Raw genomic sequence first — 11128 nt, forward strand, 5'->3', positions numbered from 1 at the left:
GTCACTTCAATTGAACCAGCCAAATAGCTGGAGTCCCTCAACGAACCTTTAGCGTCGCCAGGCCGATGATAGCCAGGATCAGCGAGATGATCCAAAAGCGGATCACGATGGTCGGCTCGGCCCAGCCCTTCTTCTCGTAGTGGTGATGGATCGGCGCCATGAGGAAGACACGCTTACCCGTGCGCTTGAAGTAGAGCACCTGGATGATCACCGACAGCGCCTCGACCACGAAAAGCCCGCCCACGATGGCCAACACGATCTCATGCTTGGTCGCCACGGCAATGGCCCCCAGAGCCCCCCCCAAAGCCAGCGAACCGGTGTCGCCCATGAAGACAGCCGCCGGTGGCGCGTTATACCACAGGAATCCCAGCCCCCCGCCGACAACTCCCGCAGCGAACACGAGAATTTCCCCTGTTCCGGGCACATAGTGCACATCCAGATATTCGGTGAAATCGACCCGGCCCACCGCGTAGGCGATCACGCCCAGGGTCGAGGCAGCGATCATCACCGGCATGATGGCCAGCCCGTCAAGACCGTCGGTCAGGTTGACCGCGTTGGCCGCTCCCACGATCACGATCATGGCGAAAGGGATAAACATGTAGCTGAGATACAGCAGCGTGTCCTTGAAGATCGGGAAGGCGACGCTGTAGGTCAGTTCCTGGGGATGATAAGCCGAGGCCCAGAAGCCCGCGATCCCCGCGATGATGAAGCCCAGCAAAAGGCGCAACTTGCCCGACAGGCCGGCTGTGTTCTGCTTGCTGACCTTGGCGTAGTCATCTGCGAACCCAATGGCCGCATAGGCCACGGTCACGAAAAGAACCATCCAGACAAAGGCATTGTCCAGCCGCGCCCAAAGCAGGGTCGAGGTCACCAGTGCGCCGATGATCAGCAACCCGCCCATCGTCGGGGTGCCCGCCTTGACGATATGCCCCTCGGGACCGTCATCGCGGATCGGCTGGCCTTTGCCCTGCCGCTTGCGCAGCACGTTGATCAAGGGGCGCCCAAAGAGAAAGCCAAAGATCAGCGCGGTCAGAAAAGCCCCGCCGGCGCGAAAGGTGATATAGCGGAAAAGGTTGAAGGCGTCCCCGCCGTCACTGAACTCTGTCAGCCAGAAAAGCATGGCCTGTCCCCTTACCCGTCCAAGTCCGGTGTCGCTTGGCGCAATTTGCGAATGGCGTCAACTACGCGCCCCACCCCCATCGAGAGCGAGCCCTTGGCCAGAACCACGTCCCCGGCATCCAGATCGCGCGCGACCCGTTCCGCCATCTTGTCGCTGGTCTCGGTCCAGTGGCCGCGCTTGTCCGCCGGCAGTTCACGCCAGAGGTGCTGCATCAGCGGCCCGATGCAATGCACCATGTCGATCCGTTGCAACGCCGGGTTGCCGGCAACGGCGCGATGCAACTCTACCTCGCCGGAGCCCAGTTCCTTCATGTCGCCCAGGTAGGCGATGCGGCGCCCTCTTGCGACACGCCCGACATCATGGCGTGGCTGGGCCGCTGCCAGCACCTCGAGCGAGGCCGCAAGCGAGGCCGGGTTCGCATTATAGGCATCGTCGATCAACTCGACACTGATCCGCGCATCGACCGGATCCAGCATGATCTTTTCGCGCTGGCCGCGTCCCGCCCCGGGATGCCATTGCCCCAGCCCCATGACCGTCACCGCCGGGTCCAGTCCCAGCGCATCGGCCACGGCCAGAACGCCCAGGGCGTTGACCGCAAAGTGCCGCCCAGGGGCCATGACCTTGAAAAGACGCGGTTCCGTACCCGCACGCCCGATGGCCACGGTACAGGCGTCGCGCACAGTGACGCGGTACAGACGGTACTGGTTGCAGGCGCGCTCACCAAAGCTCACCGACCAGCGGCGCCCCTCCTCGGCCTTTGCCCGCAGGATCGGGCTGACCGGCAGATCGCCGTTGAAGATCGCGGTTCCGTAGGGCTCCAACCCGTCGAAGATCGAGGCCTTTTCATGCGCGATGCCCTCGATGTTCTCGAAGGCGGCCAGGTGCGCGGGGGCGACCGTGGTGATCAGCGCCACATGCGGGCGCGCCATCCGCGCCAGGGGGGCAATCTCGCCCGGGTGGTTCATGCCGATCTCGATCACGGCAAAATCCGCGTCACGCGGCATCCGTGCCAGCGTCAGTGGCACGCCCCAATGGTTGTTATAGCTCTTCTCGGCCGCGTGGACGCTGCCATGCGCATCCAGCGTGGCGCGCAACATCTCCTTGGTCGAGGTCTTGCCCACGGACCCGGTGACCGCCACGACCTGCGCCCTTGTCCGCGCACGGGAGGCTTTGCCCAAAGCTTCAAGTCCTGCCTGCACGTCATTGACAAGCAAGAGTGGCGCGGAACTGTCCACACCCTCGGGAACGCGGCTGACCAGGGCCGCCGCCGCGCCCTTGTCCAGCGCCTGTTGCACGAAGTCATGCCCGTCCCGGGCGGCCTTGAGCGCCACAAAGAGGTCGCCGGGTTGCAGCGTCCGCGTGTCGATGGACACGCCCGTCGCCGTCCAGTCACAGGGCGTGTCACCCCCCGTCGCGGCAACCGCCTCGGCAGAGGTCCAGAGGGCTTCGCTCACAGGCCCCTCCCGTCCAGAGCCGCCACTGCGACACTGGCCTGTTCGACATCGTCAAAGGGATAAACCGTATCGCCGATCGTCTGGCCGGTCTCATGCCCCTTGCCACAGATCAGCAGCGCGTCGCCCGGTCCGAGGCCGTCGACACCGCGCAGGATTGCTTCGGCCCGGTCGGGCACCTCGAAGGCGTCTGGCGCACCGGCCAGAACCTCGGAGCGGATCGTCGCCGGGTCCTCGGTGCGCGGGTTGTCGTCGGTCACGATCACCGTGTCGGCGTGTTCCGTGGCCGCCATGCCCATCAGCGGGCGCTTGCCCTTGTCGCGGTCGCCCCCGGCGCCGACGATGGCCACCAGTCGCCCCATGACATGCGGGCGCAGGGCCTGGCAGGCGGTCGCCACCGCGTCGGGCGTGTGCGCGTAGTCGACAAAGATCGCCGCGCCGTTGTCGCGCTTGGCCGCCAGTTGCATCCGGCCACGCACGGTGCCGAGCAGGGGCAGCACGTCAAAGACATCCTCGGGATCACCGCCACAGGCAATCACAAGCCCTGCCGCCACAAGGATATTCTCTGCCTGGAAACCACCGATCAGCGACAGCCGCTCTTGGCGGACGGTTCCTTCAAAGCTGAGCCGGATTTCCTGCCCAGTCGCGTCGAAACGCTGCGCCTCCAGGCAGAGGTCGGCGGCCTCACGGCCCACGGTGATGACCTCCTGCCCGCGCGCCCGCGCAATCGCCAGCATGTCGACGCCGCGCGGGTCATCGATGTTGATGACGGCCACGCCGTCCTCGGGCAGGACGCGGGCAAAAAGCCCCGCCTTTGCGGCAAAGTACTCGTCAAAGCTCGCGTGGTAATCCAGATGGTCCTGGGTGAAATTCGTGAACCCGGCGGCAGCCAGGGTCACGCCGTCCAGCCGCCGCTGCGCCAGCCCGTGCGATGAAGCCTCCATCGCGGCATGCGTAACACCGGATTGCGCCGCCCCCGCCAAAACGCGGTGCAGGGTGATCGGCTCTGGCGTCGTGTGTTTCAGCGGCGTCTGCCAGTCCCCCTCGACGCCGGTTGTGCCCACGTTGACAGCGCGTAGACCCAGTTCCTGCCAGATCTGGCGGGTAAAGCTGGCGACGCTGGTCTTGCCGTTGGTCCCGGTGACGGCAACCATCGTGGCGGGCTGCGCGCCGAACCACAGGGCAGCGGTATAGGCAAGCGCCTGGCGCGGATCCTCGGCAATCACCAGCGCCGCGTCCGCAGCAGCCAGTTCCGCGGCGGCAATCCTTGCACCCTCGGCATCGGTCAGAATCGCGCTGGCCCCCATGCGCAGGGCATACTGGATGAATTCGCCCCCGTGCACCCGCGTGCCGGGCAGCGCCGCGAACAGGAAGCCTTCCTGCACTTCGCGGCTGTCCACGGCCAGCCCCGTCACCGTAACGTCACGCCCGCCACGGGCATGAAGCCCCAGTTCCGACAGGCTTTTTGACAGGATCTTGCGTTCCGACGCCATCTCTCGTTTGCCCCCAAGGTCGTTTGCTTGCCCGCCGGCCCCGGCCTGGCGGCACGCGGCGGACGACCTCAGTCCGAGGCCGTCGTCAACGTCTTCACTTGCCCCTTATCATACTCCGGAGGCAAGCCAAGAAGCGGCGCGATCCGCGCGATCATTTCGGCGGCCACCGGAACGGCGGTCCAGCCCGCGGTGCGCCGCGGCTTGGAGCCGGTGGTTTCCACCGGCTCGTCCAGCATCACCACAAGGGCATAACGCGGTGCGTCGGTGGGGAAAAGGGCCGCGAAGGTGGCGATGACCTTGTCCTTGTGATAACCGCCTGTCTTCTTGGGCTTTTCCGCGGTCCCCGTCTTGCCGCCGACACGGTATCCGGGCACCTCGGCAAAGGTGGCCGTGCCCTTTTCGCCGATCACCACCTTGCGCAGCATCCTCAGAGAGGCCTCTGCCACGTCGTCCCGCAGCAGTTTGTCCCCCACACGCGGGCGGTCGCGTTTCAGCAGAGTCGGTTCCACGATGTGCCCGCCATTGCCGATCATCGCGTAGGCCGCCGCCAGGTGCAGCGGCGAGACAGAGATTCCGTGGCCATAGGAAATCGTCACCGCCGACAGGTCCGTCCAGCGCGATGGCACCAGCGGCTTGGCGCCCTTGGCCTCGACGATTTCAAGTTGCGGCGGTTCGAACATGCCAAGATTGCGATAGAACTCCTGCTGACGCCCGCGCCCGATCATCATGACGATCTTGGCCGTGCCCCGGTTAGAGCTTTGCGCAATCACGTCCGTCACGGAAATCGTGCCGTAGTTCTTGCCGTTGAACTCGCCCACCTTGAAGCCCAGCACCTCGTATGGCGGCGACGTGTCGATCATGGTTTCGGGGTGGACCAGTCCCATCTGCAGCGCCTGCGCCACCGTCAGGATCTTGAAGGTCGAGCCAAGTTCGTACAGGCCCTGCACCGCGCGGTTGAAAAGCGGGCTGTCGTCCGGCTGCCCCTCGACCGGCGGGCGGGGCCGGTCGTTGGGATCGAAATCAGGCAGAGAGGCAATGGCGATCACCTCGCCCGTGTGCACATCCATCAGCACACTGGCCGCGCCACGCGCGTTGAGCATCTTCATGCCCGCGTCCAGCACCTCTTCGGTTGCCGCCTGAACCGACAGGTCGATCGACAGCGCTAGGGGGGCGCCCTCACGCGCGGGATCCCGCAGTTCCTCGTCTAGGTATTTCTCGATCCCCGCGGTGCCAACGACCTCGGCCGAGGCTACTCCCTGCCGACCGAAACGCGCACCGCCAAGCACATGGGACGCGATGGCACCGTTGGGGTACAGGCGCATCTCGCGCGGGCCGAACAACAGCCCCGGTTCGCCGATGTCGTGCACCGCCTGCATCTGCTCGGGGCTGAGTTTCTGTTTCACCCACAGGAACTTGCGCTTGGGATCGGTGAACCGGCGCGCAAGGGCCTCGGCCTCCATCTCGGGGAAGATCCTGGCCAGTTCCTCGGCAGCCCGCAGCGGGTCGATCATCTGCTGCGGATGCGCATAAAGGCTATGAGTCGACATGTTGGTGGCCAACACGCGGCCGTGCCGGTCGACGATGTCCGCCCTGCTGGCAATGATCGAGGCACCGCTGGCCTGGGCGCGCGGCTCTTCGGGCTCCGAGGCCGACAACATCCCCATCCGGGCCCCCACCACGCCATAGGCGCAGAGGAACATCATCGCCAGCACCAGCAGGCGGCCTTCGGCGCGCAGGCGCATCCGGTCTCGCATTTCCTCGTGGCGCAACCGGCGGTTCTCGCGCTCGATGGCATCGGGGTTTTCGCCGTTCTGGCGGGCCTCGAGGATACGGGCAAGCGGGCGAAGCGGGATACGGGTCATGGGTTCGTCGCCCCGGCAGAGGTCACGTCGATGGGCTGCGTCAGGTCAAGGATCTGAAGCTGGGGAAAGGCGACCTGGTCGACCTTGGCGAAATGGTTCGGCGTCAACGGCAGCAGGCCCAGCCGGTCAAAATTCAGCTCGGCAAGGTCGCGCAGACGGTCGGGCCGGTTCAGGTAAGCCCATTCCGCCCGCAAGATCGCCAACCGCTCGCGCGCGGCCCCAATTTCGCGTCGGAGGTCGTCGACATGGTCCAATTCCGCCTTGGTGCGGTAGTTCTCATGATAGGCCCAATAGCCGGAGGCGATGACGGCCGCGGCCGCGAGCAGGAACAGAAGGCTGCGCATTTCATCTTCTCCTTGTGGTGGTCGGTTTCATCTGCGGCATGGACAATTCCGCCGCCTCGACGGGCCGCGCGGGGACAGTCGTTCGGCGCCCCACCCGCAGCTTGGCGGATCGGGCACGGGGGTTGGCTGCAAGCTCTTCCGCGTCCGGGCCGATGGCCTTGCGGGTCAGCACCTCGAAAGGTTCCGTGGCTTCGGGCACCTCCGTGGCATAGCGGTTCACATGTTCCTTCTTGCCGCCGTGCAGTTGGAAAAAGCGTTTGACCATTCGGTCCTCGACCGAATGAAACGTCACGACCGCCAGCCGCCCGCCCGATTTCAGCACCCGCTCGGCGGCCATCAACCCCTGCCACAAGGCATCGTATTCGCCGTTCACCGCGATCCGAAGAGCCTGGAAACTGCGGGTGGCCGCATGGGCCTGGCCGGGCTTGGTACGGCCAATAACGCGCTCGATCAGCTCGGCCAGCGGCAAGGTCCGGTCAAAGGGACGGTCCTGCACGATGGCGCGCGCGATGCGGCGCGATTGCCGCTCTTCACCGTAGATATAGAGGATGTCGGCGATGTCCGCCTCGTCCGCCGTGTTGACGATGTCCGCGGCAGTGCGGCCCGCCTGCCCCATGCGCATGTCCAGCGGCCCGTCCTTCATGAAGGAGAAACCGCGTTCGGCCCGGTCAAGCTGCATCGACGAGACGCCCAGGTCCAGCACCACGCCGTCCACGGCCACTGCCGCCTCGTCCATCTGCGCGAAATTGCTTTCGACCAGTTCCAGCCGGTCGCCATAGGCCGCGCCCCAGTCACGCGCCATTTCATGCGCCAGCGGGTCACGGTCAATCCCGATCACCTTGTCGGCGCCCGCCTCCAGCAGGCCACGGGTGTATCCGCCAGCGCCAAGGGTGCCGTCGATCCAGATACCCTCGACCGGCGCAACCGCCTCCAGCAAGGGGCGCAGCAGCACCGGAACATGAGGTGCGCCGCCGTTATGCGCCGCGGGATCACTCACTCAGACCTCCTCGACCTCGTCCAGCCACTCCATTGGATCCTCGGGCAGATCTTCCATCAGGTCGTCTTCTTCGATCGCATCTGTCGGCTGATAGCGGTCCGCCGCCCAGATCTGGAACTTGTTCAGGCTGGCCACCGCGTAGGTTTCGCCATCGATGTCATAGCGCGCCCGCAGCTTGGCCGGGATCACGATGCGCCCGGTGTCGTCGACCGAGGCATTCACCGACCCCGAGGAATAGATCTTGGACAGCACCCGCTTGCGTTCGCCCGATTTCATCGCGTCGATCCGATCCTCGATGCGCTCCATCTCTTCGACCGTATAGCATTCCAGGTAGGGCAGACGCGGATTGCCATAGACCATGACAAAGCCCGGGTTGCCGTTGTCCTTGGAATCCTTTTCCCAATCGGGGTCACCGGCCTCGAGGACACGACGAAAGGAGGCGGGAATGCTCATCCGCCCCTTGCCATCGACCTTCAGTCGATGCTCGCCTCTGAACCTCAGCCTGCGGCTCACTGCCCTCGGCCCCTCAATTCCCCCGTTTGAAACGAAATACGGCGGGTTGATCAGCTGCCATTGATCAACCCGCCGCTTGACCCGCTAAGCGGGTGTCTCCGACTGCGCGCGCCACCTGGGGGGATGTCTGCTCGCCCGCGCGCCGGATCCTTGTTGTCACGATGAGAGCGGATGCCTGTATGAAACCTGCTCTTGTTGTTTTTGTGAGTTCGGTGCCGGGCCTTGGGTGCCCTTGCTTCCGTGTCTCATCGTGTGAGTTAGTGATGCCATGCCACTTCATGGTAATCAATCCCTTTTTGGGGGAAATTGCGGAATGCGAGTGTGGTCAGAGCCTTGAAAATAGGGCGCCACCGATCACACAGGACACAATCTGCGCAAACCTAGAGGATCACAACACACCCAGCACAAGATATAGACAAAGCTGATGGCGAGAAAAATTTCCCCTGCGGTCCCACGAAATCCACGTCAATCGGGCTTTCCGCACCGAGCGACCGCAGGAAGCAAGCGCTTGATGCCTTATTCCCAACGGCGAATCACCCTGAATCGCACCGTATCCATGAGTTTCGGCAGGGTCTTGCCCGCTTGGGCCAGGTTTTCCCATGCCGAGTGCCATCAATTCCCAAACCGGGGTCCAATACGGTTTCTTGCAGGATGCCTGTAGCGTGACGCTGTAGCGTGACTGTAGCGTGACGCTAAGTTTTGCAGTGAATTACACCAAGGTTTACAGCAACGCGGTTTTGACCTTCCGGGGCTGACGCCTTCAAAACCGCGCTCTGGCGGAGGTGTTGAAGGCGCCTTCAACACCCTCTTCATCCCCTGCCTCTTCACCCCCCTTCACCCCCCGATTGTGATGCCCTTCACGCCCGCTCAGAACTGCGCCGCAAGCTCGGCCACGCCGGCGGGCACAGCGGGCCAGATCGGATCACCGCCCGAGGACACCGCATCACGGCCGGCCTGCTTTGTCGCCTCGATCCAGGCCTGCCCATCGGCAAAGGTGGCCTGATCGGCCGGGGTCAGAGCGCCGGCCACCATCGCGGCCAGGAGGCTGGCCTGCGTGTTCTGATCGACCACCGCGAAGATGCGGGCCTGCACCTCGGCCTTGATCGCCTGTGCGCGGCGGGCTGCGGCCTGGGCGGCCAGATCCTCGGCCGTCACCAGTTTGGACAGGTCAACACTCATGCGCTTGCCTCCTCGGCTTCGGTCGCGTCATAGGGCGGCAGTGGCACGGCGCCATCGCTGGCGACCTGCACCGGATCGGGAAAGAGCGTTTCCTGCGGCGCGTTGGCACCGTGCGAGAGCGCCAGCGCGAGGTGCAGCTCGCCGGCGATCCGCGTCACCGGGCCGGCGAGCCAATCCGATGCCACCGCCTCGGCAGGAAGCTGCGCGCCCTCGGGCACGCCCGAGAAATCGAAGGTTTCGCCATCGATCACCAGGGCATCGCCAAGGCGCTCCAAGGTCGGTCGCCCCTCGCGACGGACGGGGGAAAGTGTGATCTGCATTTCTTGCCTCCTCAGTACCAGCGGCCAATGGCGATCAGCGAGGTCGAGATCGCGTCAAGGCGGGCTTGTGCAGTATTCCAAACGGAGAAATTGACCGATCCAGCGGCCCCGGCTGTGGTAGTGGCAAAGCGCGCCTGGTCCTGGTTCGGCGTTGCGCTGGCCTGCGGGGCGGCGGCAAATGCTGCGGGGAAAGTCCAGGTCACAGCCCCCGCGCTGCTGGACGCCAGGCGCACATCACAAATCTGCGTGCCGTCCGCATAGCGGATGTAATTGCCGTTGGCGTTGCTGCCCTTCTCGAGGATCGAACCGGTCGGGGTTCCGCCGCTCTGGCTGACCGTCCCGATCAGGTTGCTGGTCGAATAGACCTCCTCCCAATCCGTCCAGGCGGTCGCCTTGCTGCGGAACTTCATGACCGGCCCCGAGACGCTGTAGAGGATGGCAATCTGCCAGACGTAATCCGTGACCCCACCAAGGGTGGCGCTGCCCGCCATGAGGCCGAATGCACCGCCGAGATCCGGGAACGGGTTCGTGCCAGTCGGGGCGCTTGCGTGTTGACCAGCATAGGCAAAGTAGAAGCCAGAGAGGTTGTGCGCGTCGATGTCGGTTACCACGGGGCCGGCGTCCTCACCGAGGCCGAAAGCCCCGACCTTCATTAGCCGTCCTGCCGTGGAATCGGTCGTGCTCTGGGTCACGGCCGTGCCGGTCAGGGGCACGTCAACTTGCAACGCGGCCGAGGAGAGAAGCGCGCGCTGCACGCCGCCCGTGGCAATCCCGAGCTGGCCCGCGGCCTTGCGGAAAAACCCGGTATTGGTTTCGTCCTCGAAACCGATCCCAGGCGCCGCCGCCGTGCCGTCCCCGAACAGGCCAGAAAGCACCGTGCCGGCATAGCTCGACCATTGCGCGACCGCCGCCGCAAGGGCGTCATAGGCCTGCCGGTAAAACCCCACCACCGGAATGATGGCATAGGCCTGGCCGCTCTGCGTGCTGCCCAGGTAGGCCGGCGAGATCGTCAGCTCGGTGTCGCTGACCACCGCGGTGATCTCGTATTGCTCGCCCGCGCCCTCGAGGGCGAAGGCCTGCCCCACGCGGGCATTCGCCACCCAGGCGGTGCCGCTGCCCGTCACCGTGGCGCTGCCATTTGTTACTGCGACCGTTCCGGTCTTATACCAGCTCATGCTGTTCTCCTGTTTTAAGACTGTTGTGCTTCATCACCACTCGGCGTCCGCGACGGTCAGGGTGAAGCTCGAATAAGCGAAGCCACCGAGGCTGCTGGAACTGGCCATTGAGTGTCGGAATCGTGACAGGGTGAAGCTGGTGCCATCCCACTCGATCAGAGGATAGTACCAGTGTCGCCCGTTGGCTGGTTTGCTGAACGACATGACGCTCGAAAGAGAAACCATCGGGGCGCCAACCGGGGCAGCCCGAGGCGTAAAAGTTACCACCGTGTCGTTTTCGAGTACGTCCTGTACCTCGGCCTGGGAGAATACCCGGAAATCCCGAACGACGATGTTATCCCCGCGGCTATCGTAGAGGACATTTCCAGAGGCATCGAAGGTCTGAATGCCATAGCTCTGGGTCTGGTCAACAGGCGCATTGATCGAGCCGATGCAATATCGCGGCAGGCCGGAGTAACCGTTGGTGTCGTTTGGGCAGATGCCCGACACCTTTCGCGGCGCCGAAGCATCCGGCGGGTCGATCCAGTAGTTGAACGAATGGATAATACCATCCGGTGGCATTTCCCAGAACACGATGTCATCGACATCTGCCGCGTAGGTGTCGGGCAGGTAGTCGTTTCGGGTCTGAATTAATTTCGACCAGCTCACGCCGGTAAAACCGTGCGCCGCGAACC

11 protein-coding genes are annotated in these 11128 nt (G+C 64.4%); all 11 read right to left on the reverse strand.

Translation table 11 applies throughout. From position 1 onward, the window contains the following. Positions 1-37 precede the first annotated feature (37 nt). A complete protein-coding gene (gene mraY / locus G9Q80_RS26630; RefSeq protein WP_069209473.1) occupies positions 38-1120 on the reverse strand; it encodes a phospho-N-acetylmuramoyl-pentapeptide-transferase in 1083 nt (360 codons plus the stop codon). A gap of 11 nt (positions 1121-1131) precedes the next feature. Next, positions 1132-2574 carry a UDP-N-acetylmuramoyl-tripeptide--D-alanyl-D-alanine ligase gene (locus tag G9Q80_RS26635; RefSeq protein ID WP_088716172.1) on the reverse strand — a complete coding sequence of 481 codons (1443 nt, stop codon included), beginning with the start codon at positions 2572-2574 and terminating at the stop codon, positions 1132-1134. Continuing rightward, positions 2571-4064: a UDP-N-acetylmuramoyl-L-alanyl-D-glutamate--2,6-diaminopimelate ligase gene (locus G9Q80_RS26640; RefSeq protein ID WP_088716171.1), complete on the reverse strand. Its 1494-nt coding sequence runs from the start codon at positions 4062-4064 to the stop codon at positions 2571-2573. The genes G9Q80_RS26635 and G9Q80_RS26640 overlap by 4 nt, the downstream gene beginning before the upstream one ends. Positions 4065-4132: 68 nt before the next feature. Next, positions 4133-5926 (reverse strand): peptidoglycan D,D-transpeptidase FtsI family protein, encoded by a 1794-nt coding sequence (locus G9Q80_RS26645; RefSeq protein ID WP_043137933.1) that lies wholly within the window; start codon positions 5924-5926, stop codon positions 4133-4135. After that, positions 5923-6270, reverse strand: coding sequence for a cell division protein FtsL (ftsL, locus tag G9Q80_RS26650; protein WP_088716170.1), 348 nt, complete (start codon positions 6268-6270; stop codon positions 5923-5925). The genes G9Q80_RS26645 and ftsL overlap by 4 nt, the downstream gene beginning before the upstream one ends. A 1-nt stretch (position 6271) precedes the next feature. Then, a complete protein-coding gene (gene rsmH / locus G9Q80_RS26655; protein ID WP_088716169.1) occupies positions 6272-7267 on the reverse strand; it encodes a 16S rRNA (cytosine(1402)-N(4))-methyltransferase RsmH in 996 nt (331 codons plus the stop codon). Beyond that, complete coding sequence (locus tag G9Q80_RS26660; protein ID WP_074621579.1) at positions 7268-7780, reverse strand: division/cell wall cluster transcriptional repressor MraZ; 513 nt, start codon at positions 7778-7780, stop codon at positions 7268-7270. Positions 7781-8647: 867 nt separating this feature from the next. Beyond that, positions 8648-8959, reverse strand: a complete 312-nt coding sequence (locus G9Q80_RS26665; protein WP_168246598.1) for a hypothetical protein — start codon at positions 8957-8959, stop codon at positions 8648-8650. Beyond that, positions 8956-9279: a hypothetical protein gene (locus tag G9Q80_RS26670; RefSeq protein ID WP_069210618.1), complete on the reverse strand. Its 324-nt coding sequence runs from the start codon at positions 9277-9279 to the stop codon at positions 8956-8958. Before G9Q80_RS26670 ends, G9Q80_RS26665 begins: the two co-directional genes overlap by 4 nt. Before the next feature lie 11 nt (positions 9280-9290). Next, positions 9291-10454, reverse strand: coding sequence for a hypothetical protein (locus tag G9Q80_RS26675; protein ID WP_088715526.1), 1164 nt, complete (start codon positions 10452-10454; stop codon positions 9291-9293). Between the two features lie 33 nt (positions 10455-10487). Continuing rightward, positions 10488-11128: hypothetical protein (locus G9Q80_RS26680; RefSeq protein ID WP_168246599.1), on the reverse strand; the 641-nt coding region annotated here is incomplete at its 5' end.

It is taken from the genome of Mameliella sp. LZ-28, from assembly GCF_012274245.1.
In the GTDB taxonomy this organism is placed as follows: Bacteria; Pseudomonadota; Alphaproteobacteria; order Rhodobacterales; family Rhodobacteraceae; genus Antarctobacter; species Antarctobacter albus.